Annotated in this window: 23 protein-coding genes; 9 read left to right on the forward strand and 14 right to left on the reverse strand. The window is 69.3% G+C overall.

All coding sequences use genetic code 11. The features are described 5' to 3' along the window. Positions 1-17 precede the first annotated feature (17 nt). The 4 genes from AB4Z09_RS08670 to AB4Z09_RS08685 all read right to left on the reverse strand — a co-directional run bounded on the left by AB4Z09_RS08670 (position 18) and on the right by AB4Z09_RS08685 (position 3,154). Entirely contained in the window at positions 18-1,076 is a 1,059-nt protein-coding gene (locus tag AB4Z09_RS08670; RefSeq protein WP_442239549.1) for an aldo/keto reductase, read from the reverse strand. Beyond that, positions 1,073-1,507 (reverse strand): MerR family transcriptional regulator, encoded by a 435-nt coding sequence (locus AB4Z09_RS08675; RefSeq protein WP_442239550.1) that lies wholly within the window; start codon positions 1,505-1,507, stop codon positions 1,073-1,075. Before AB4Z09_RS08675 ends, AB4Z09_RS08670 begins: the two co-directional genes overlap by 4 nt. Before the next feature lie 226 nt (positions 1,508-1,733). Next, positions 1,734-2,738 carry an NADP-dependent oxidoreductase gene (locus AB4Z09_RS08680; RefSeq protein WP_442239551.1) on the reverse strand — a complete coding sequence of 335 codons (1,005 nt, stop codon included), beginning with the start codon at positions 2,736-2,738 and terminating at the stop codon, positions 1,734-1,736. Positions 2,739-2,767: 29 nt separating this feature from the next. Then, positions 2,768-3,154, reverse strand: a complete 387-nt coding sequence (locus AB4Z09_RS08685; protein ID WP_114722951.1) for a DUF1304 domain-containing protein — start codon at positions 3,152-3,154, stop codon at positions 2,768-2,770. Between the two features lie 79 nt (positions 3,155-3,233). On the opposite strand from AB4Z09_RS08685, the gene AB4Z09_RS08690 reads away from it, so the two are divergent. Beyond that, positions 3,234-3,830, forward strand: a complete 597-nt coding sequence (locus AB4Z09_RS08690; protein ID WP_114723015.1) for a TetR/AcrR family transcriptional regulator — start codon at positions 3,234-3,236, stop codon at positions 3,828-3,830. 74 nt (positions 3,831-3,904) lie between these two features. On the opposite strand, the gene AB4Z09_RS08695 is transcribed toward AB4Z09_RS08690, so the two are convergent. The 6 genes from AB4Z09_RS08695 to AB4Z09_RS08720 form a co-directional block, all read right to left on the reverse strand. After that, the gene (locus AB4Z09_RS08695) at positions 3,905-4,450 is read right to left on the reverse strand and encodes an SAM-dependent methyltransferase (protein WP_442239552.1); all 546 of its coding nucleotides are present in this window, start codon (positions 4,448-4,450) and stop codon (positions 3,905-3,907) included. 81 nt (positions 4,451-4,531) lie between these two features. Further along, a complete protein-coding gene (locus tag AB4Z09_RS08700; protein ID WP_442239553.1) occupies positions 4,532-6,037 on the reverse strand; it encodes a carboxyl transferase domain-containing protein in 1,506 nt (501 codons plus the stop codon). 76 nt (positions 6,038-6,113) lie between these two features. After that, positions 6,114-7,325, reverse strand: coding sequence for an ABC transporter permease (locus AB4Z09_RS08705; protein WP_442239554.1), 1,212 nt, complete (start codon positions 7,323-7,325; stop codon positions 6,114-6,116). Next, positions 7,322-8,221, reverse strand: a complete 900-nt coding sequence (locus AB4Z09_RS08710; protein ID WP_442239555.1) for an ABC transporter ATP-binding protein — start codon at positions 8,219-8,221, stop codon at positions 7,322-7,324. The genes AB4Z09_RS08705 and AB4Z09_RS08710 overlap by 4 nt, the downstream gene beginning before the upstream one ends. Then, complete coding sequence (locus AB4Z09_RS08715; RefSeq protein ID WP_174908546.1) at positions 8,218-8,763, reverse strand: hypothetical protein; 546 nt, start codon at positions 8,761-8,763, stop codon at positions 8,218-8,220. Before AB4Z09_RS08715 ends, AB4Z09_RS08710 begins: the two co-directional genes overlap by 4 nt. Next, entirely contained in the window at positions 8,756-9,046 is a 291-nt protein-coding gene (locus tag AB4Z09_RS08720; RefSeq protein ID WP_114722957.1) for a helix-turn-helix transcriptional regulator, read from the reverse strand. The genes AB4Z09_RS08715 and AB4Z09_RS08720 overlap by 8 nt, the downstream gene beginning before the upstream one ends. Before the next feature lie 101 nt (positions 9,047-9,147). Between AB4Z09_RS08720 and AB4Z09_RS08725 the strand changes: the two genes are divergently transcribed. The 3 genes from AB4Z09_RS08725 to AB4Z09_RS08735 all read left to right on the forward strand — a co-directional run bounded on the left by AB4Z09_RS08725 (position 9,148) and on the right by AB4Z09_RS08735 (position 11,557). Next, positions 9,148-9,690, forward strand: coding sequence for a hypothetical protein (locus tag AB4Z09_RS08725; RefSeq protein ID WP_174908548.1), 543 nt, complete (start codon positions 9,148-9,150; stop codon positions 9,688-9,690). 126 nt (positions 9,691-9,816) lie between these two features. Then, the gene (locus tag AB4Z09_RS08730) at positions 9,817-10,374 is read left to right on the forward strand and encodes a copper chaperone PCu(A)C (RefSeq protein ID WP_174908550.1); all 558 of its coding nucleotides are present in this window, start codon (positions 9,817-9,819) and stop codon (positions 10,372-10,374) included. After that, positions 10,367-11,557: a Dyp-type peroxidase gene (locus AB4Z09_RS08735; protein WP_174908552.1), complete on the forward strand. Its 1,191-nt coding sequence runs from the start codon at positions 10,367-10,369 to the stop codon at positions 11,555-11,557. Before AB4Z09_RS08730 ends, AB4Z09_RS08735 begins: the two co-directional genes overlap by 8 nt. Before the next feature lie 19 nt (positions 11,558-11,576). Here AB4Z09_RS08735 and AB4Z09_RS08740 read toward each other — a convergent pair whose 3' ends face one another. Beyond that, a complete protein-coding gene (locus AB4Z09_RS08740; protein WP_442239556.1) occupies positions 11,577-13,214 on the reverse strand; it encodes an ABC-F family ATP-binding cassette domain-containing protein in 1,638 nt (545 codons plus the stop codon). A 121-nt stretch (positions 13,215-13,335) separates the two neighbouring features. On the opposite strand from AB4Z09_RS08740, the gene AB4Z09_RS08745 reads away from it, so the two are divergent. Genes AB4Z09_RS08745 through AB4Z09_RS08760 form a run of 4 tightly spaced genes read left to right on the forward strand, consistent with a single transcriptional unit; the run spans position 13,336 to position 16,701 of the window. After that, a complete protein-coding gene (locus AB4Z09_RS08745) occupies positions 13,336-13,953 on the forward strand; it encodes a TetR/AcrR family transcriptional regulator (protein WP_442239557.1) in 618 nt (205 codons plus the stop codon). Next, positions 13,950-14,966: a TIGR03617 family F420-dependent LLM class oxidoreductase gene (locus tag AB4Z09_RS08750; RefSeq protein ID WP_429517807.1), complete on the forward strand. Its 1,017-nt coding sequence runs from the start codon at positions 13,950-13,952 to the stop codon at positions 14,964-14,966. The genes AB4Z09_RS08745 and AB4Z09_RS08750 overlap by 4 nt, the downstream gene beginning before the upstream one ends. Further along, positions 14,963-15,775 carry an enoyl-CoA hydratase/isomerase family protein gene (locus AB4Z09_RS08755; RefSeq protein WP_442239558.1) on the forward strand — a complete coding sequence of 271 codons (813 nt, stop codon included), beginning with the start codon at positions 14,963-14,965 and terminating at the stop codon, positions 15,773-15,775. The genes AB4Z09_RS08750 and AB4Z09_RS08755 overlap by 4 nt, the downstream gene beginning before the upstream one ends. Further along, on the forward strand, positions 15,772-16,701 hold the full coding sequence (locus AB4Z09_RS08760) for an SDR family NAD(P)-dependent oxidoreductase (protein ID WP_442239559.1): 930 nt from the start codon (positions 15,772-15,774) through the stop codon (positions 16,699-16,701). Before AB4Z09_RS08755 ends, AB4Z09_RS08760 begins: the two co-directional genes overlap by 4 nt. Before the next feature lie 51 nt (positions 16,702-16,752). On the opposite strand, the gene AB4Z09_RS08765 is transcribed toward AB4Z09_RS08760, so the two are convergent. The 3 genes from AB4Z09_RS08765 to AB4Z09_RS08775 all read right to left on the reverse strand — a co-directional run bounded on the left by AB4Z09_RS08765 (position 16,753) and on the right by AB4Z09_RS08775 (position 19,254). Then, positions 16,753-17,550: an SDR family NAD(P)-dependent oxidoreductase gene (locus tag AB4Z09_RS08765; RefSeq protein WP_442239560.1), complete on the reverse strand. Its 798-nt coding sequence runs from the start codon at positions 17,548-17,550 to the stop codon at positions 16,753-16,755. A 194-nt stretch (positions 17,551-17,744) separates the two neighbouring features. Further along, complete coding sequence (locus tag AB4Z09_RS08770; protein WP_174908563.1) at positions 17,745-18,584, reverse strand: LLM class flavin-dependent oxidoreductase; 840 nt, start codon at positions 18,582-18,584, stop codon at positions 17,745-17,747. A gap of 61 nt (positions 18,585-18,645) precedes the next feature. Continuing rightward, positions 18,646-19,254, reverse strand: coding sequence for a class I SAM-dependent methyltransferase (locus AB4Z09_RS08775; RefSeq protein WP_174908565.1), 609 nt, complete (start codon positions 19,252-19,254; stop codon positions 18,646-18,648). Between the two features lie 134 nt (positions 19,255-19,388). Between AB4Z09_RS08775 and AB4Z09_RS08780 the strand changes: the two genes are divergently transcribed. Then, positions 19,389-20,225, forward strand: a complete 837-nt coding sequence (locus AB4Z09_RS08780) for an aldo/keto reductase (RefSeq protein ID WP_114722969.1) — start codon at positions 19,389-19,391, stop codon at positions 20,223-20,225. Positions 20,226-20,245 lie beyond the last annotated feature (20 nt).

A 20,245-nucleotide genomic window follows, 5' to 3' on the forward strand; every position in this document is an offset into this window, starting at 1 on the left:
GACGTCGGACGTTCAGGTCACTCGCGTCCGGCCGAGATCCACTGCGGTCCATTGAAGGTGAGATTTCTGCCGCCTGCGGCCATGTCGGCTGTACCGTCGAGGCGCGTCAGCTGTTCGTCGGACAGTGATATCGACAGCGACGCGGCGTTCTCGTCGACCCGTGCCGCTCGCCGAGTTCCTGGGATCGGTACGACGGGTATCCCCATCCGCGTGCCGCGGGAGTAGAGCCAGGCCAGGGCAGTCTGCGCCGGGGTTGCGTCAATCTCGTGGGCGATCGACCGGACGATGTCGACGACCGCTTGGTTCGCCTCGAAGTTCTGATCGAATCGCGGCTGTCCGGCGCGCATGGAGTTCGCGACGGACTCCCTCGTCAGCGTGCCGGTGAGAAATCCCCGACCCAGCGGAGAGTACGGAACGAATCCCGCCCCGACCTCGATCGCCGCAGATACCACGTGCCGTTCCACATCACGCGACCAGATGCTCCACTCGCTCTGAACTGCCGCCACCGGATGTACAGCCGCCGCTGCGCGTAACTCGTCGCCGGTAACTTCCGACAGGCCGACGTGTCGAATCTTGCCCTCGCGGACGAGTTCGGCCATAGCGCCGACCGTTTCCTCGATCGGTCGGTCGAGTTCGCGTCGGTGCATGTAGTACAGGTCGATGACATCGGTTCCCAGCCGCCGCAGTGACGCTTCGCAAGCCGACTTCACGTAGTCGCGATCGCCACGGATCGAGTTGCCGCCCGGGTTGCCCCCGACCGTGCCGGTGATTCCGAACTTCGTCGCCAGCCGCACCTCGTCGCGCCGGTGCCGCAGCACTTCTGCGATGAGTTCCTCGTTGGTTCCGGCGGGCCCCTCGGCTCCCGGTCGGGGTTCACCGTACACATCGGCCGTGTCGATGAAGGAGATCCCGATGTCGATGGCGTGGTTGATGGTTTGCAGGGCTTCTGCCGGATCCGACCGGCCGTAGACATGGCTGAATGCCATGGCTCCGAGGCCCATTCGGCTAACGGAGAGACCATCACCGAGTTCCACGATTGATACGACATCAGGATTGGTGGGGGAGTGTTCTGTCATGCCGGTTGACCTTGTCTCTCGCGGATGGAGGTATCGGTAATCGGGGTGTCGTCGCAGTCGAGGCCGTCCGCTATGAGTCCGCGGTAATGGCGGATCTTGTCGTCGACGGCAGCGAGGTCCTCTCGCAGCTCGGCGAGCTGAGTCGCCACTCGGGCACGGTGTTCCTCGAGCAATGCCATGCGCCGACCGTGGCTCGCGGCCCCCTCTCCGTACATCGCGAGGAACCGGCGGACCTCCGCCACCGGCATGCCCGTGCGTTTGAGCCGGACGATGAGCTGGATGATCCGAATGGATGCATTGTCGTATCGGCGTCGTCCGTCGGTGCCACGCGCAACGCGTGGAATGAGACCCTCGCGCTCGTACCAGCGAAGCGTGTCCTGCGTGAGACCTGTGACCTCTGCTACAGATGCGATTCCCAGTGAAGCGGTCATGATTGCGACGCTAGGCGCTGGAGTGCACTCCAACGCAAGTTCGCCGATCTCGTATCACCGTGATCCCACTGGAAGTCGATCTCCAGGAGCGCGGTGGGCTGGAGGATTGGGTGCATACCCGGACTCCAGAAGCTGGAGTGGACTCCAGCACAACCGATTACGTCCGGGTCCGTGAGTGACCCTCCTCCGTTCGACCGCTCCTGCGCGTGCGATCGGGGCCGGATGCCTAGATCTTCACCAACATCTTCCCGATGTTTGCGCCGCGCATGAGCTGGAGGAAGGCGTCGACGGAGTTGTYGATGCCGTCGACGACGGTCTCCTCGAACACCACGTCGCCGGATGCCAGCCAGGGGCCCATCTTGGCGGCGAACTCGGGGAAGAAGTGGGTGTAGTTGCCGAGCGTGAAGCCCTGCAGGGTCAGTCCGCGGGTGATGATGTTGGCCATGTTGTCGGGACCGGGGGTGCGCTCGGTCGCGTTGTAGGCCGCAATGGCGCCGCACAGCGCGGCCCGGCCGCCGCCCCGCATCACGTCGAGGGCGGCCTCGAGGTGGTCGCCGCCGACGTTGTCGAAGTAGACGTCGATGCCGTCCCCGGCGATCTCTCGCAGCTGGTCCCGCACGGGCGCCTGCTTGTAGTCGAACGCCGCGCTGTATCCGTAGCGGTCGGTGAGCAGCTCCACCTTCGCGGCGGTCCCCGCGGAACCGATCACCCGGGCGGCGCCCTCGAGTCGGGCGATCTGCCCGGCGGCCGTGCCCACGGCGCCCGCGGCGCCGGAGATGAACACGGACTCGCCCGGCTTCAGGTGGGCGATGTGCATCAGCCCGACGTATGCGGTCAATCCGGTCAGCCCGAGGATGCCGAGGTACGCGGAGACCGGAACCCCCGGAATCTCTTCCACGACAAGGAAGCTCGCGGCATCACCCTGGGCGACGTCGCGCCAGCCGAAATCGTGCACGACGACGGATCCGACGGGGTGGGCGGGCGACGTCGACTCGACGATCCGGCCCACCGCGCCACCGGTCATCGTCTCGCCCAGGGCGAACGGCGGCACGTACGACTTCACATCGTTCATCCGGCCGCGCATGTACGGATCGACGGAGAGGAACTCGTTGGCCACCCGCACCTGGTTGGGAGCGAGGTCGGGCAGTTCGACGGTCACGGTCCGGAAGTTGTCGGGCGTGGGCCATCCCGTCGGGCGGGCGGTGAGCTGGATCTGGGTGCTGGTCGACATGGGTCTGTCCCTTCGGGGGTGTGCGGGGTTCAGAGGATCAGTCCGAGCGTGAGGAGAACGACGGCGAGGAGGGGGAGGGTGCCCTGTGTGATCGCCGCCCGGGCCTTGTCCGGCGACGACAGCAGCAGCACGAGCGCCGCGAGGAACATGGATCCGGTTCCGGCGAACACGAGTGCCGATCCGACCGCGGTCGCGCCGATCAGCACACCGACGATGCCGGCGGCCGTGACGATCGCCAGGAACAGGTTGTAGAAGCCCTGATTGAAGGCGAGTTCCTTGGTCGCGACGGCCTCCTCGGCGCTGGTGCCGAACGTCGCGCGGGTGCGCGGGGCGGTCCAGCGCATGGACTCGAGGAAGAAGATGTAGACGTGCAGCGCGCCGGCGAGTGCGGCGAGAATCAGTCCCGCGACGACCATGGTCACTCCTCCTTATTTTGAACTGATCGTTTCAATATATACTGCAATGGTCGTTCCATAACGAGAAGTGAGGGTCGTCATGCCGCGGACGCAGGAGTTCGACACCGACACGGTGGTCGGTCGGGCACGGGACCTCTTCTGGGACAGGGGGTTCGGGGAGACGTCCGTTCCGGACCTCGAGCGGGCCACGGGCTTGAATCGGTCGAGCCTGTACAACGCCTTCGGTAGCAAGCGCGGTCTGTTCGACGCCGCCGTGCAGGACTACCTGGACCGCGTCGTGCGCCCGCGACTGCGGATCCTCACCGACGAGCCCACCGCCCCGGACGCCGCGACGCGGTACTACTGCGGTGTCGTCGAGGCGCTCGAATCCCTGCCCGACGACTACCCGGGCCGCGGCTGCCTGCTCCTCAACAGCGCCGCCGGCTTCGCCGCGCACGACGACGCCCAGCGGGCGGTGGTCGACGCCTACCGATCGGAGTTGGCCGCCGCGCTGGCCCACGCGCTGCGCGCCCTCGACCCCGGCACCCCGGCCGACCGGATCGTGCATCGCACCCGACTCCTGACGTCGCTGTCGATCAGTGCGCTCCTGCTCTCCCGCGTCAATCGGGACGAGGCCGCGGCCCTCGCGCGGACCGCGCTGGACCAGTTGGCGGAGTGGTCCGCGGCACGGAGCTAGCGGAACCGTCCCGTCGTCACTTCCTGGTGGCCGAGACCATCCACCGTCGGCGGGACCGTTCGAACGGAGCAGCTTCAGCCACTCCTCGCGGCTGAGGGGCTGTCCTGGAAGATCGGCGCATCGTCCATCACCGACGCGAAGTCGACGGTGGTGACGGTGGCCCCGAGCGCGCTGCCCCCGGCGGAGAGATCACCGACGCGGGTCATCAGTGCGTCGACGTCCTCGTCCGTGAGATACATCAGCAGGCCCTCGAGGACCCACGCGGTCAGGACGTCGTCGCGGAATCCGGCGTCGTGGAGGGCGGCGGGCCAGTCGTCGCGCAGGTCGATCGGGATCGGCACCCGGGTCGCATTCTCGTTCGGCGCGGCGTCGCTCACGACCGAGGCCTTGAACTCGAGCATGTCCGCGGTGTCGAGTTCGTGGACGGTCACGGGCGCCGGCCAGCGCAGCCGGAAGGCCCGTGTGTCGAGCCCGGCGCCGAGAAACACCAGCGGACCGCAGCCGCCGGCGACGGACTCGATCACGAAGTCGTCGAACAGCCGGTCCTCGCGCTGGCTCTCCAGCGCTCTCGCCGCGGCGACGAACACCGCCGTCGCGCCGACGCCGCGAGGTTGATTCATGGTGTCCCCTTCCGCGTCCCCCGTTTCACGGTCCCGAGCGGGTGTTCACCTCCAGTGTCCTCCGGGTCGACCCCGAGGGAGTCAGCTCGCGGGCAACCCCAGCGTGCGGTAGCGGGCGACCCGGGCCGCAATCCGGTCGTCTCCCGACATTCCGCCCAGCGCGACGAGTTCACGCGCGATCGCCGCCCCGACACGCCTCGAGAACTCGACCGGTTCGATCGCGGCGTCCGGGCGCTCGGGGATGACGCCGTCGACGACACCGTCGCGCAGCAGGTCCCGCGCCCGAATGCCCTGAGCCGCCGCCATCTGCGGCGCGTGGCTGGTGTCGCGATGGACGATCGCGCTCGCACCCTCCGGGGGAAGCGGTGCGAGCCAGCCGTTCTGGGCGGCGAGGACGCGGTCGGCCGGGAGCAGCGCGAGTGCGCCGCCGCCGGTGCCCTGCCCGAGCAGCACCGAGACGGTGGGGGTGCGCAGGGTGACGAGATCGGAGATGCACCGCGCGATCTCCGGTGCCAGGCCGCGCTCCTCGGCCTCCTTCGACAGCGCCGCGCCGAGCGTGTCGATCACCAGCACCAGCGGCAACCGCAGTTCGGCCGCCATCCGCATGCCGCGGCGGGCCTCGCGCAGCGCGGCCGGGCCCATCGTGTTCAGGGCCGACTGGCCGGCGCGGTCCTGCCCGAACAGCACACACGGCTGATCCTGGAAACGGGCGAGTGACAGTAGGACCGTCGAATCGACCTCGCCCTGTCCGGTGCCGCTCAGCGGTACCCGGGTGGAAGTGGCGTGACGGACCAGCTCGCGAATGCCGGGGCGGTCGGCGCGGCGCGAGATCATGACGGACTGCCACGCCGGGACGTCCGGAACATCCTGTTCTGCAACAGGATCAATACTCGTATCGAGCGGGTCGGCCGGATCCACCAGCACATGCAGCGCGCGCTCGACGAGGTCCCGCAACTGCGTCGTCGACGCGACACCGTCGATCACGCCGTTGCGGTACAGGTTCTCCGACGTCTGCACCCCCTCCGGGAACTTCTCGCCGTAGAGGGCCTCGTAGACGCGGGGACCGAGGAACCCGACCAGGGCGCCGGGTTCGGCGATGGTGACGTGCCCGAGCGACCCCCACGACGCGAACACGCCACCGGTCGTCGGGTTCCGCAGATACACGAGGTAGGGCAGGTGCGCGGCCTTGTGTGCCGCGATGGCCGCCGCGATCTTCACCATCTGCACGAAAGCCAGCGTGCCCTCCTGCATCCGGGTACCGCCGGAGGTCGGCGACGCGAGCAGCGGCAACCCCTCCGCGGTGGCCCGCTCGATCGCGGTGACGATCCGCTCGGACGCCGCCACCCCGATGGAGCCCGCGAGGAACGCGAACTCGCACGCGATCACCGCGACCCGACGACCACCGAGCGTGGCGGTGCCGGTGATCACGGACTCGTCGACGCCCGACTTCACTGCGGCCGCATCGAGTTCGGCCCGATACTTCGGATCGGGCGAGACGTCGATCGGGACGGTGTCCCACGAGACGAAGCTGTCGGCGTCGAACACCTGGCCGATCAGTTCACGAGCCGAGATCTTCTTGGGGGCCACGGATCTTCCTCCACTTCGTTACGAAGCGGCCGCCGCCGCTCGAGGAGCGGCGGCGGCCGTCACGGCTCCAGACTAGTTACCGGGCGAGGGCCTCACGCCACGAGACCGTCTTGCCCATCCGCAGGATCGACCGCTGATAGATGCGGGCGGCGAGGGCCGACATCGCCACGGTGACGACGAGCATCAGCGCGATCGTGCCGGCGATCTGCGCGGGAGACGCGACGCCCGCGGCGATGCGCAGCGGCATCAGGATCGCGGAGAACGGCGGAATCCAGCTGAGCACGTTCGACAGCGTGCCGTCCGGATCCTGCACGGCGGTGAACGCGGAGAAGAACATCGCCATCACGAGGATGGTCAGCGGCATCGCCGTGGAATTGACGTCCTCCTGACGCGAGACCATCGATCCGGTCGCGGCGTAGAGCACCGCGAAGAACGCGAACCCGAGCACGAACCAGCCGAGGGTGCCGGCCAGTGTGCCCCACGCGGTGCCGCCCAGCGTCAGTGCTCCGGTCGCGACGCCCGTGCCGACACCCGCGACGCCGTACGCCGTCAGCTGCGCGAGCCCGACCGCACCGATGCCGATCACCTTGCCCCACAACAGCTGCAGCGGACGCAGCGTGGACAGCAGCAACTCGACGACGCGGGACGACTTCTCCTCGACCACGCCCATTGCGACGTACATGCCGAACACCAGGATCTGCATGTAGAGCAGGAAGACGACGGCGGTCGAGAGCGCGATGCGCTGTCCGCGCTCGGGGTCCGGCGGATCGATCGCTTCCACCGTGACGACGGCGCCCTCGGTGGCCGCGGCGAGCTGTGTAGCGTCCACGCCCTGGGCGGCCAGCGCTGCCGACTGGGCCTGCGTCGCGACGGCGGCGTCGAGCACGACCCGCAGCGACGACTCGATCTCGGACTCGGTGATCGCGGTGACGCCGTTGTCGGCGCCGGGAATCAGTGCGACGTCGAGGTCGCCGCTCTCCACCTGGCTGCGGGCGGTCTGCTCGTCGGCGATCTCGGTCACCTCGACCGGGTTACCGGCTGCGTCCCCGGTCGCGACCAGGGCCGTGCTCAGCGACTGGTCGCCCACGAGTCCGACCTTCGCGCGGTCGTCGTCGTCGCCTCCCGAGAAGAGCGACACGGCGAGGATGCCGCCGACGATGGCGATGAGGATGATCGCGTTGCTGATGACGAAGCTCTTCTTCGACACCTGCGTCAGGAATTCACGGCGGGCGACCAGCGCGATCGCGCGGGCCGGGCTGATCCCTCCCCGCTCTCGAGTGCCGCTCATGCGGACACCACCTCTCGGAACAGGTCGGTCAGGGACGGCTTGCGGACGGTGAACTCGTGCACCGGTCCGGTCTTCAGAGCGGCGTCGAGGACGGCCTGGTCGTCGGCGCCCGCGCCGAGGGAGAGCAGGGTCCGCCCCTCGGTATGGCTCACGGTGGTGACGCCGAAGAGATGCTCGGCCCATCCGGGCGGCGCCGCGGGGGCGTGGACCTCGAGTCGGACATCGCCCCGGCCGCGCAGTTCGTCGACGGTTCCGATCGTGCTCATCCGACCCTTGGCGACGATCCCGACCCGGTCGCACAGGCGCTGCACGAGGTCCAGCTGGTGGCTCGAGAAGATCACCGGGACACCGGTTTTCGCCTTCTCGATCAGGACGTTGCTCATGACGTCGACGGCGACCGGGTCCAGCCCGGAGAACGGCTCGTCGAGGATCAGCACCGCGGGGTCGTGGACGAGCGCGGCCGCGAGCTGCACGCGCTGCTGGTTGCCCAGGCTCAGCGAGTCGACGGTGTCGTTCACGCGCTCGGCGATGCCGAGGCGCTCGGTCCACCGGCGCACCGAATCGGCGGCGTCGGCGCGGGACAACCCGTGCAGCTCCGCGAAGTACGCGAGCTGGCGGCCCACCTTCATCTTCGGATAGAGGCCACGTTCCTCGGGCATGTAGCCGATCGAGCGCCGCACCTCGAGATCGACGGGCTTGCCGCCGAGGCGGACCTCGCCGCTGTCGGCCGCGAGGACTCCGAGCGCGATCCGCATCGTGGTGGTCTTGCCGGCGCCGTTGCTGCCGACGAACCCGAAGATCTCGCCTGGGCGGACCTCGAAGCTGAGGCTCTCGAGGGCTACGAGGTCGCCGTAGCGTTTCGAGATCCCGTCGAAGGTGAGGGTCTGTCCGGTCATTCGGGCTCCAGATGGTCGTCGGGATCGGGGTCGGGGATGGTCCAGGCGAGGATCATTGCGGGCAGGCACCCGCCGAGTAGCAGTGCGGAGAGAACGGTGCCGCCGCCGGAGTAGGCGAGAGCGCGATGGTCGATCCCGTCGAAGCCCGCACCCCAGGTCAGCGCAAAGATCGGCAGCAACATGAGCCACTGGAGCACGGTCAGTCCGATCGACCGGGCGCTGTTTCGTTCGGCGATCTCACGCTCGTCCAACGCGAACCGGGGCGCATCGGACTGCCGGCTGGACACGATCTGCAGGGTTGTCCAGATCGGAAGGAACAGAACGAGGAGGGCGACCCAGCCGAGGACGATCGTGTCCGAGAAATAGGAGCCGACCGCGGTCACGAACATCCCGGTGAAGACGACGGCCAGCGCCACAACGAGGGCTCGACGGCGCGTCCGGGTGCGCCAGCGCGGCAGCCAGCTCGCGGTCTGGGCTTCGCGACGCAGAAATCGTCGCGTGCGGAAGTCCTCGTACCGTTCGAGCATGCCGGCGTCAGGCATGGCTCTCTCCTTCTCGGGCTCGATCGTTTCGGTACAGCTCGGCGCTGAGGGGTCCGAACTCCGTTCGCGAGAACACGGCCTCCACCGGAAGCTCGAACACCGCGCAGATTCGCAACGCCAGGTCGAGGCTGGGGTAGTGGTCGCCCCGCTCGAGCGCGCCGACGGTCTGAGGGTTCACCTCGATCAGTTCGGCGAGTCGAGCCCGACTGATCTTGCGCTCGGCGCGCAGCACGGCGATGCGGTTGTGGATGGGGAGGTTGGCCCCACGTCGCACCGGACTCATGCAACAGATTGTTGGGAAAACCCAACAACCTGTCAAATCGAGCGAACAGTCCGTGGTGCACCGGGGCAGGCCGATACGACGACCTGTAGTAACCTCGGGGCATGCGTATCGGCCCAGGTGAGGAGCTCGCACGTCAAGTGCGTGGCGTCGCCGTCGCCGGGTCCGGAATCGCGCTGGCGATCGGTGCGCACGGAATCGCCGGTGGCGGCGCCCCGCACGGCGTGACCCTGTTGCTGCTCGCCGGTGTCGCCACGGTGCTGGCCGCGTGTGTGGTTGCGGTGCCCGCCCTCGCCGTCCGGCGGATGTGGCTCGTGCCCGTCCTGGCCACCGGTCAGGTGCTCTCCCATACGGCGTTGTCGCTGGGCGACGCGCACGCCGGGGCTCACGCGGGTTCACACCTGACGGTGCCGATGCTGCTCGCGCACTCCGTCGCTGTCGTGCTGTGTGCGGCCCTCATCGCGGGTGCCGAACGCATCGGCCCCCGCGCCTACGCCGCGCTGCGCCGCATCGTGCCGCGGATACTCGCCGCCCTGCCGGTCCGGCTCGAGCCGGCGTCTCCGCATGTCGTCACCGACATCCGCCCGCCCCTGTCGGTGGTGCGCGTCGGTCCCATCGCGCGCCGCGGACCACCCGTCTTCTGCTGATCGCCTCACCTCACTTCACCGCGTCACGGCCGTCTCGCGCCATCGACGCGTGTCCCCCCACACCCTGCGGGCCGCGCCCGCGCGCCTGACGGCTGCCGCGCGCCCGCACACGAAAGGCACAGATTCATGAAGGCATTCACCCGCGCCCGCACCCTCGCGATCGGCGTGGCGGTCGCCGCCGGCCTCGTTCTCACCGGCTGCAGCAGCGACTCGGACGACTCGAAGTCGAGCGGTACCGACACCGCGGCGATCGCGTTGCAGGACTCGTGGGTCAAGGCGGCCGACACGGGCATGACCGCACTGTTCGGCACCATCGTCAACAACTCCGACAACGCGGTCAACCTCACCAAGGTCACCACGACGGCATCGCCGCGCGTCGAACTGCACGAGATGGCGCCCGACGGCACCGGCGCGATGAAGATGCGCGAGAAGGACGGCGGCGTGACGGTGGCGGCACACAGCACGTACGAGCTCAAGCCGGGAGCCGACCACATCATGCTGTTCGACCTGCCCGCACCGGTCCAGGCCGGCACCGACGTCCCGTTCACGTTCGAGTTCGCCGACGGTGCCACCGCCCAGTTCACGGCGCAGGTCCGTGACTTCACCGGCGCCCGCGAGGAGTACAGCGGTGGCGACCACGGTGCGGCGCCCGCGGAAACCCAGGGGATGAACCACGGTGGCTGATATCAGCCGCCGTCGGCTGCTCGGGGCCGGTGCCGTCGCTGTCGGCGGCGTCGGCCTCGGCCTCGGGGCGGGCGCCGTTGTCGCCCGCCCCGCCAGGGCCGAAGCCGTCTCGCCGGTGGTCCCGTTCCACGGGGAACACCAGGCGGGCATCGAGACGACGCCGCAGGCGCACACCACGTTCGTCGGACTCGACCTGCGTCCCGGCACCGACCGGGCCGCGCTGGTCAGGATGATGCGGGTGTGGACCGACGACGCGGCCCGGCTCACCGCGGGGCGCGGCGCACTCGCCGACACCGAGCCCGGCCTCGCGACGGCACCGGCCCGGCTCACCGTCACCGTCGGATTCGGCCCGGGCGCGTTCCTGGCCGCGGGACTCGAGGATCGGCGGCCGTCGTGGTGCAAGCCGTTGCCGCCGTACGAGATCGACCGACTCGAGGAGCGGTGGAACGACGGCGACATCCTGCTGCAGGTGGGCTCGGACGATCCGGTCACCGTCGCCCACACGCTGCGGGTGCTGCTCAAGGCTGCCCGCAACACCGCGACCGTGCGCTGGGTGCAGCGCGGGTTCCGCCGCGCCCGCGGCAGCGAACCGGACGGCACCACGATGCGGAATCTGATGGGGCAGGTGGACGGCACCGTCAACCCGCAGGCCGGCAGCGACGACTTCGCGCAGGTGGTGTGGAACGACGGTGCGGAGCAGCCGTGGCTGGCCGGCGGGACGTCGGTGGTGATCCGGCGCATCCACCTCGACCTCGACGGGTGGGACGAACTCGACGGTCCCGGCCGTGACGTGGTGATGGGCCGACGGATGTCCGACGGCTCGCCGCTCACCGGTGAATCCGAGCACGACACACCCGATTTCGAGGCCACCGGACCTGGCGGGCTCACGATCATCTCCGAGTTCTCGCACATCGCTCGGGCCCGTCCCGTCGACCCGCGGGAGCGGTTCCACCGCCGGGCGTACAACTACGACGAGGCGCCGGATGGTGTCGGAGTCTCCGACTCGGGGCTGATCTTCGTGGCCTACCAGGCCGACGTCGACGCCCAGTACCTGCCGGTGCAACAGCGCCTCGCCGAGTTGGACATGTTCAACCAGTGGTCGACGCCGATCGGGTCCGCGGTGTTCGCGATCCTTCCGGGATGCCGTGAGGGCGAGTACCTGGGGCAGGTTCTGCTGGGCTGACGCCCAGTCGGTGGCCGGCTCAGCTCTCGCTGAGTCGGCCGCCGTCCATCCGCCACCGTCGGGTGCTGCGCGTCGACTCCAGCATCCGCCGGTCGTGGGTGACCAACAGCAGTGTGCCGGTGAAGGATTCCATCGCCTGCTCGAGCTGTTCGATCGCCGGCAGGTCGAGGTGATTGGTGGGTTCGTCGAGGACCAGGAGGTTCACGCCCCGAGCCTGTAGCAGCGCGAGGGCCGCACGGGTACGTTCGCCCGGCGACAGCGACGACGCGGGCCGCCGCACGTGGTGCCCCTTGAGGCCGAACTTGGCGAGCAGGGTGCGGACCTCGGCCTCGGGCCAGTCCGGGACCTGCGCACCGAACGCGTCGGACAGCACCTCGTCGCCCTCGAAAAGTCCACGTGCCTGGTCGATCTCGCCGACCGCGACACCCGATCCCAGGGTTGCCGTGCCCTCGTCCGGGGCGAGCTTGCCGAGGAGGACGCTCAGCAGCGTCGACTTGCCGGATCCGTTGGGGCCGGTGATGAGGATGCGGTCACCCCAGTCGACCTGCGCAGTGACCGGGCCGAACGTGAAGCCGTCGCGTCGGACCACGGCGCCACTCATCGTTGCCACCACCGCACCGCTACGCGGCGCGGCGGCGATCTCCATCCGTAGTTCCCACTCCTTGCGGGGCTCCTCCACCACGTCGAGTCGTTCGATCCGGCGCTGGGTCTGACGGGCCTTGGCGGCCTGCTTCTCGGTGGATTCCGCGCGGGCCTTGCGTCCCATCTTGTCGGAGTCGCCGCCCTTGGCCTTGCGGCGGGCGTTGCGGACACCGTGCTCGAGCCAGTTGCGCTGCATCTGCGCGCGATCCTCGAGCGCGGAGAGGTTGCCGGCGTACTCGTCGAACGCCTCGCGGGCGTGACGGCGAGCCACCTCCCGTTCCACCAGATAGGCCTCGTAGCCGCCGTCGTACACCGCGATCTGCTGCTGCGCGAGATCCAGTTCGACGATGCCGGTCACGGTGCGCGCCAGGAACTCTCGATCGTGGCTCACCACCACCAGCGCGGTCCGGGTTTCGGCGACGAACTGTTCCAGCTGCTCGAGGCCGGGCAGGTCCAGGTCGTTGGTGGGCTCGTCGAGCAGCAGCACGTCGTAGCGGGACAGCAGCAGCGACGCCAGCCCGGCGCGGGCGGCCTGGCCGCCCGACAGGTCCGTCATGTGGGCGTCGCCGGTGACGTCGAGGCCGAGGTCGGAGAGCACCTTCTCGGCGCGCTCGGCGAGGTCGGCACCGCCGAGGGCGAGCCAGCGGTCGAGGGCGGGGGAGTAGAGGTCCTCACCGCCGTCCGCGAGCGACTCGGCGGCGGCGTTCATCGTGGACTCGGCGGCGGTGACGCCCGTCCGGCGCCCCAGGAATTCGAGCACCGTCTCACCGGCGATCCGATCCGGTTCCTGTGCGAGGTATCCGACCGTGGCGTCCGGCGGGCTGAGCGTGACGGTTCCCTCGACGTCGGCGCTCCCGACCCCGGCGAGTGTGGTCAACAGCGTCGACTTGCCGGCTCCGTTTGCGCCGACGAGTCCGATCACGTCGCCGGGCGCGACGGTGAGATCGAGGTCGGTGAAGAGGGTGYGCTCGCCCCGAGATGCGGATAGGCCGGAGATGCGCAGTGTTGCAGTCACGTGGGAATTATCCCCGGTGGCGGGGTGCCATCGCGGGCCGGTACCGACTCGGGCACGCTGTCCGCACCAGTTCCGCGATTTCGCCGCGAAACAGCTACATAACGTCCTAGCATGAAACGTAATGAGTGAGCGTACGCAGCGGGTGGGTCGACCGCGGGACCCCGGCAAGGATCACGCGGTGCTGGTCGCTGCCCGTCGTCTGCTCGCGGACGTCGGCTACCAGCAGACGACCATTGCCGCGATCGTGCGCCGGGCGCAGGTCAGTGCGCCCGCGATCTATCGGCGCTGGCCCACCCGGGAGGCGCTGATCGAGGAGGCCGTGCACGGCCCCGGCCGGTACGACCTGCCCGCGGACACCGGGGATCTGCGTGCGGACCTGGCGACCTGGGCGCGGGCGTTCCTGGTGCGTGCGGCCAGTCCTGCCGCGCGGGCCGGAGTCCCGGGGTTGCTGTCCGACATGCAGGCGGACGCGGACCGCAGCCGTCTGCTCGCCCGGCAGGCACCGGTCCGCGATGCGTTCGTCGCGCGACTCGACCGGGCCGCCCAGACCGGTGAAGTCCCCGGACCGGTCGATGCGTCGATCCTCTTCGAGATCCTCACCGGCGCGACGTCGATCCGCGGCCTCACCCAGGGCTACGCGGACGCCGAGGCGTTCGTGGAGTCCCTCACCGACGCCCTGTACACACTCGCGTGCCGCGGGGCCGCGGCCGCGTCCGAGACGAAAGCGAGTCACTCGTGAAGATCGACGTGCAACTGGACGGGCGGCCCGAACATGCCGCCCAGCGAGCGCGGGAACTGGTCGACCTCGGGGTCGACGGTCTGTTCACGTTCGAGGGCGCGCACGACGTCTTCGTGCCGCTGGTCGCCGCCGCGTCGGTGGTGGAGGCCGACCTGATGACGAACGTCGCGATCGCGTTGCCGCGCAGTCCGATGCACCTGGCGAACACCGCCTACGATCTGCAGCTGCTGAGCCGAGGACGGTTCCGGCTCGGTCTCGGCTCCCAGATTCGCCCCCACATCGAGAAGCGGTACGGCTCGCAGTGGTCTCGCCCAGCCGCTCGGATGCGCGAGACGGTACTCGCGATCAAGGCGATCTTCGATGCGTGGGAAGGGAATTCGCGCCTGCGCTTCGAGGGCGAGTTCACGACGCACACGTTGATGCCGCCCACCTTCGATCCCGGGCCCAACCCGTACGGCCCACCGCCGGTCTGTCTCGGTGCCCTGGGCCCGATCATGACCCGCACCGCCGCAGAGGTGGCCGACGGCCTGCTCGTGATGCCGTTCAACAGCGTCCGGCACTTTCGGGAACGGACCCTACCCGCTGTCGAGGAGGGGCTCGCCCGCGGCGGCCGCACCCGCGCGGACCTCGCGATCTATCCGCAGATCATCGTGGGCGTCGGGCGCACCCCGGACGAACTCGCCGCGGCCTCGCTCGGGGTGCGCGGACTCCTGGCGTTCTACGGTTCCACGCCTGCGTACCGGCCGGTGCTCGAGGTGGAGGGCTGGGCGGACCTGCAGCCCGAGCTGAACGTGCTGTCCAAGCGGGGAGAGTTCGCCGCGATGCGCGACCTGATCGACGACAAGATGCTCGCGACCCTCGCGGTGCACGGTACCCCGGAGGAATGCGCGGCCGAGATCGTCGCGCGCTTCGGTGACCACAGCGACCGGGTGTGCTGCTACTTCCCCGGGTACGACGTCGACGACCGGCACATCGCCGACCTCGTCGCGGCGGTCAAGGCGCTGACGTCGTGAGCGACGTCCTGGTCGAGATCGTCGACGGCGTGGCGGTTCTCACGCTCGACCGGCCGCAGCAGCGCAACGCGTTCACCGGGGCCATGGGACGCACGCTCGGCGATCTCTACCGCGCCCTGGACGCCGACGACGACGTCCGAGTCCTGGTGCTCACCGGAACCCCGCCGGCGTTCTGTGCCGGGGCCGACCTCACCGCCGGCACGGACACCTTCGCCGCACCCACCCACGACGGGTTCTCCGCGTCGCCGGTGAACCCGCCGGCCTTCGACCTCCGCAAACCGGTGATCGCCGCGGTGAACGGCCACGCCATCGGTATCGGCCTCACCCTCGCGATGCAGGCCGACATCCGCATCGTGGCCGACGACGCCAAGTACGCGATCCCGCAGGTGCGGCGGGGGGTGGTCCCGGATGCGATGTCGCACTGGACCGTTCCGCGTGCGGCCGGGATGGCCGCGGCCGCCGAGATCCTACTGACCGGGCGCACCTTCGACGGCCCGGAGGCGGTGCGGCTGGGAATCGCGAGCCGATCCCTGCCCGCCGACGAGGTGCTCCCCGCGGCTCTGGCGCTGGCGCGGGACATCGCCACCAACGTCGCACCGATGTCGGCGGCGCTGTCGAAGCGACTGCTGTGGGACACCGCGCGGTACGGATTCTCCCCGGAACGGGTGGCCGAGTTCGAGACCGAGCTCCACCACCGCGTGATGGGCAGCGCCGACGCGTCCGAGGGTGTGCGCGCATTTCTCGACCGGCGCGACCCGGACTGGTCCGCGCGCGTGTCGACCGACTGGAAGGAACTGCCTTGGGAATGAACGGTTTCGGGCCCGACACCACGACCGACGAGGTCCTCGCCGGGATCGACCTGCGCGGGCGAACCGCGGTGGTGACCGGTGCGACCAGCGGGCTCGGCACGGAGACCGCCCGTGCGCTGGCGGCTTCCGGTGCAGCAGTGATCCTGGCGGCCCGCGACGGTACCGCGGCGGCAGCCGTCGCCGATCGGATCCGAGACGAGATCCCGGACGCCGAACTGCATGCCGTCGCCGTCGATCTGGCCGACGTGCGCACTGTCCGAGCGGCGGCCCGGCGCATCGACGAGATCGGGAAGCCCCTGGATCTGCTGCTCAACAACGCCGGGGTGATGTACACGCCGTTCGGGCGCACCGCCGACGGGTTCGAGCTGCAGTTCGGCACCAATCACCTGGGCCACTTCCTGCTGACCACCCTGTTGTTGCCACACTTGCAGGACGGGGCTCGACGCTCGGGGACACCCGCCCGGGTGGTGACGGTGTCGTCCGACGCGCACCGGGCCCACGCCGTCGATCTGGGGGACCCGAACTTCGTGGAGCGTCCCTACGACAAGTTCGTCGCGTACGCACAGTCCAAGGCCGCCAACGTCCTCATGACCGTCGAACTCCAGCATCGCTACGCAGACAGTGGTATCCAGGCGTTCGCGRTGCACCCGGGGGTGTGCGCGACGGGTCTGTCGCGGTACATGTCCCGCGACGACTTCGCGGAGATGAAGCGGATGAGTGCCGGAAAGCCCGGCCTGCTCGCGAATCTCAAATCGATCCCGGCCGCGGCGGCCACCTCGGTGTGGGCCGCGACGTCCGCCGACCTGGACGGCGCGGGCGGGGCGTACCTCGCCGACTGCGGCATCGGCCGGGCGTCGGCCCATGCCGCCGACCCGGTCACCGCGGCCGCGCTGTGGGAGCTGTCGGAACGCCTGACGGCCCGCTGACCGAGCGCCGATCCGGGGTTGCCCACGAAGTCGACCCCGGATCGCGTTGTGTTACTTGGATTCCGGCGGCAGCATCGCCTTCGATGCGGCCTGGGCGGCGAGCAGCAGTTCGGCCCGGTTGCCACCACTGCGCTTCTCCACCGCGCCCTCGTTGCCCTTCGCGACCACCACCGGGCCGTTCGACAGGTTTGCGAGAGCCTGCGCCGCCACGTCCGCGGGCTCGGAGACGTTCAGGCCGGGGATGTCCATGTTCAGCCCGGCGCGGGCCATCGCGGGGGTCCGGGTGACACCGAGGACCATCTCGAGGACGTCGACGTCGTACTCGCGCATCTCGAGCCACAGGCCCTCGGCGAAGGTGCGGCAGAACGACTTCACACCTGCGTAGATGCTGATCTGGGCGGAGCCGAGGAATCCCGCCATCGAACCGACCAGCAGGAGACCGCCGCGCCGGCGGTCCTTCATCGGTGCGCCGAAGTGCTGGACGAGCTCGAGCTGGCCGGTGATGTTGAGATCGATGACCTGCTGGAAGCGGTCGAGGTCGCCGGTGACGAACTCGTGGCCGTAGGTGTTGGCGCCGACGTTGTAGACCAGCAGTCCCACCTCGAGATCGTCGGTGACACTGCGGATCTGGTCGAGCATGTCCGCCGCGGTCAGATCCACGGACAGCGTCCGGACCTCGACGCCCTTGGCTCGGGCCTTCTCCGCGGTCGCCTCGAGCGGCTCCGGCTTGCGCGCCAGCAGCACCAGGTTCAGACCGGCCTCCGCGAGTTGGACGGCGAACTCCTCGCCGACGCCCTCCGAGCCGCCCGCGATGACGGCCCACGGCCCGTACTTGGTCTTGTCGATCATGTATCGATCTCCTCGTCGTTCGTATCCTGTGCGACAGCATCTTTCGTGGAACTGTCCGCGACCCGGTGGGCGCCGGCAACGGCGCAAGGCGGGTCGAGCACTGCGAGTATCCGTCGACGTGGCCTGGATCACATCGCCGATTCCACCGGCCGGGACTTTCCGGACCGATCGGCTCGAGGCTGCTGCGGACGCGACTACGCCGCGATCAGCCGTTCCTGCTCCGGCGTCAGCGGGTTCGCGGCAGCCTCCTCCGGGCTCGGGAACCGGCCGGGATCGCCCGCCCGCAACCGCGCCATCGACAGCTTCATCGGGGCGGCGAGGTAGCGGGCGCGCTCGTCGTCGTCGGCGGCCATCACCGTGACCGTCAGCATCGCGTACGGCTCGTCGAGTACCTCCGACGGCCGGAACGATTCCCGGTACACGCGCAGTGCCGGCATCGTCTGGGCGGGGGAGAAGTGCCGGGCGAGCGCGAACGGCAGACCGAGGATCCCGGCGACCTGCGCGCTGTACGTGCTCGAGCCGAGCAGCCACACCGCGACCTTCGCGCCCAGCCCCGGGACGGCGGTGATCGCCGCGTACGGGTGGTCGGCGGGGAAGTCGTCGTCGAAGAACGCGCGCAGGTGCGCGAGCTGCTGCGGGAACTCGTCGGCGCCCAGCGCGTCGGTTTGGCGGCGCAGCGCGTGCGCGGTCACCTGGTCGGTGCCGGGTGCGCGGCCGATGCCGAGGTCGATCCGCTCCGGGTACAGGGCGTCGAGCGTGCCGAACTGCTCGGCCACCACCAGCGGTGCGTGGTTGGGCAGCATCACGCCGCCGGAGCCGACGCGAATGGAATCGGTTACTGCCGCGACCTGGCCGATCATCACCGCGGGTGCCGAACTGGCGATGCCGGGCATGGAGTGGTGTTCGGCGAGCCAGAACCGGTGGTAGCCGAGTTCCTCGGCGCGTCGAGCCAGCTCGAGCGTGTTGCGGAGGGCCTGGCCGACGGTGGAACCCTCGGCGATGGGGGACAGGTCGAGTACGGAAAGCTTCGGCATCACCCCGACGGCAACCCGTTTGCATTGCGAATTGTTCCGGTCTCGTTCCGGTCGACGGTGGTCAGTCGCGGACGAGTCGGAAGAACCGCGGCTCTGTCTTCGCGAGGATTACCGGCGCGGCCGTGGTGTCCATGGCGTCGTCCCCGACGACGGTCCACTTGCCGAGCGCCCGCTCGACGTCGGAGCGGGACGCGCCGCGTGGCAGTGGACCGCGGTGGCCGGGCGAGAACGAGAACATCAGCAACTGCGCGCCGGATTCGGTGACAGCGGTCAGGCCGTTGCCGTACACCCTGCGCTGCGCCTCACCGAGCCCGTGGAAGCAGCCGACGTCGAGCGCCAGAACGTACCCGCTGTCCACGTACGCGGGCAGATTCGTGACGTCGCCGAGCACGAACGTCACATCCGCGTTCGCGATCGGCAGCTTCGCGCGGGCCCGCTCGATCGCGAGCGGGACGGTGTCGACGGCGGTGACCGACCACCCGCGGATCGCCAACTCGATGGCATGGTCGCCCGTGCCGCAGCCGAGGTCGAGGGCCTTCGCGGCGGTCGCGTCGGTCGGGGCAGGTGCTGCGTCGAACAGTTGGCCCAGTTGGTCCCCGAAGACACTGCGCCCGGCGTTCTCCCACGGTGTGAAGCCGAGCCGATACGCCAGCCGGTACCCGAGGTTCATTGCCCGCCCCTTCCGGGAGATCAGACCACCTGGATCGAACGTATGCCTGCCCGTGCGCGCCGCGCAACGACATCGCGGTGTCCACGTTCTGGGACGCCGGGAACATGTCGGCGCGCCGCCGTGGTTGCCCCGATATGACCTCCACAAGTTCTGTACCTGCCGTTGCTCTCCATGACGGCAACACGATTCCGCAACTGGGCTTCGGGGTGTTCCAGGTGCCCGACGATCAGGCGTATGACGCCGTCGGTGAGGCGCTACGGGTGGGGTATCGCAGCATCGACACCGCTCGCATCTACGACAACGAGGCCGGTACCGGACGTGCCCTCGCCGACTCCGGCGTCGCTCGCGACGACCTGTTCGTCACCACGAAGCTGTGGAACGACGACCAGGGTTACGACTCGACGCTGCGCGCGTTCGACGACAGCCTCGCGCGAATGGGACTCGAGTACCTCGACCTGTACCTCATCCACTGGCCGGCCCCGGCGAAGGGCCGGTATATCGACACGTTCAAGGCGCTCCAGCAGTTGAAGGCCGACGGGCGGGTGCGGTCGATCGGTGTCTCCAACTTCACCGCGGAGAATCTCGAGCGCCTGGTCGAGGAGGTCGGAGAGGCGCCCGTTCTCAATCAGATCGAACTGCACCCCGGCTTCGGGCAGGCGCACCTGCGCTCGGTCCACGCGGACATGGGCATCGTCACCGAGGCGTGGAGCCCGCTCGGACAGGGGACCACGATCGGCGACCCCACGATCGGTGCGATCGCCGAGGCACGCGGTCGCACCCCCGCGCAGGTGATCCTGCGCTGGCACCTGCAGTTGGGCAACGTGGTGATCCCCAAGTCGGTGACGCCCGAGCGGATCGCGAGCAATTTCGACGTGTTCGACTTCGAACTCACCGCCGACGACATGTTCGCGATCGGTTCCCTGGACTCCCCGGACGGTCGTCTCGGACCGGACCCGGCGACGTTCGGCTGACGGCGACTCGCGGCAGTGTT

The organism is Rhodococcus sp. TAF43 (assembly GCF_052113525.1).
Taxonomy (GTDB): domain Bacteria; phylum Actinomycetota; class Actinomycetes; order Mycobacteriales; family Mycobacteriaceae; genus Prescottella.

Excerpts from the sequence above, each read along its gene's own strand:
- AB4Z09_RS08670 (WP_442239549.1), bottom strand. The coding sequence starts at position 1,076 with ATGACAGAACACTCCCCCACCAATCCTGATGTCGTATCAATCGTGGAA.
- AB4Z09_RS08675 (WP_442239550.1), bottom strand. The coding sequence starts at position 1,507 with ATGACCGCTTCACTGGGAATCGCATCTGTAGCAGAGGTCACAGGTCTC.
- AB4Z09_RS08685 (WP_114722951.1), bottom strand. The coding sequence starts at position 3,154 with ATGGTCGTCGCGGGACTGATTCTCGCCGCACTCGCCGGCGCGCTGCAC.
- AB4Z09_RS08690 (WP_114723015.1), top strand. The coding sequence starts at position 3,234 with ATGCCGCGGACGCAGGAGTTCGACACCGACACGGTGGTCGGTCGGGCA.
- AB4Z09_RS08695 (WP_442239552.1), bottom strand. The coding sequence starts at position 4,450 with ATGAATCAACCTCGCGGCGTCGGCGCGACGGCGGTGTTCGTCGCCGCG.
- AB4Z09_RS08705 (WP_442239554.1), bottom strand. The coding sequence starts at position 7,325 with ATGAGCGGCACTCGAGAGCGGGGAGGGATCAGCCCGGCCCGCGCGATC.
- AB4Z09_RS08710 (WP_442239555.1), bottom strand. The coding sequence starts at position 8,221 with ATGACCGGACAGACCCTCACCTTCGACGGGATCTCGAAACGCTACGGC.
- AB4Z09_RS08715 (WP_174908546.1), bottom strand. The coding sequence starts at position 8,763 with ATGCCTGACGCCGGCATGCTCGAACGGTACGAGGACTTCCGCACGCGA.
- AB4Z09_RS08720 (WP_114722957.1), bottom strand. The coding sequence starts at position 9,046 with ATGAGTCCGGTGCGACGTGGGGCCAACCTCCCCATCCACAACCGCATC.
- AB4Z09_RS08725 (WP_174908548.1), top strand. The coding sequence starts at position 9,148 with ATGCGTATCGGCCCAGGTGAGGAGCTCGCACGTCAAGTGCGTGGCGTC.
- AB4Z09_RS08730 (WP_174908550.1), top strand. The coding sequence starts at position 9,817 with ATGAAGGCATTCACCCGCGCCCGCACCCTCGCGATCGGCGTGGCGGTC.
- AB4Z09_RS08745 (WP_442239557.1), top strand. The coding sequence starts at position 13,336 with ATGAGTGAGCGTACGCAGCGGGTGGGTCGACCGCGGGACCCCGGCAAG.
- AB4Z09_RS08765 (WP_442239560.1), bottom strand. The coding sequence starts at position 17,550 with ATGATCGACAAGACCAAGTACGGGCCGTGGGCCGTCATCGCGGGCGGC.
- AB4Z09_RS08770 (WP_174908563.1), bottom strand. The coding sequence starts at position 18,584 with ATGCCGAAGCTTTCCGTACTCGACCTGTCCCCCATCGCCGAGGGTTCC.
- AB4Z09_RS08775 (WP_174908565.1), bottom strand. The coding sequence starts at position 19,254 with ATGAACCTCGGGTACCGGCTGGCGTATCGGCTCGGCTTCACACCGTGG.
- AB4Z09_RS08780 (WP_114722969.1), top strand. The coding sequence starts at position 19,389 with ATGACCTCCACAAGTTCTGTACCTGCCGTTGCTCTCCATGACGGCAAC.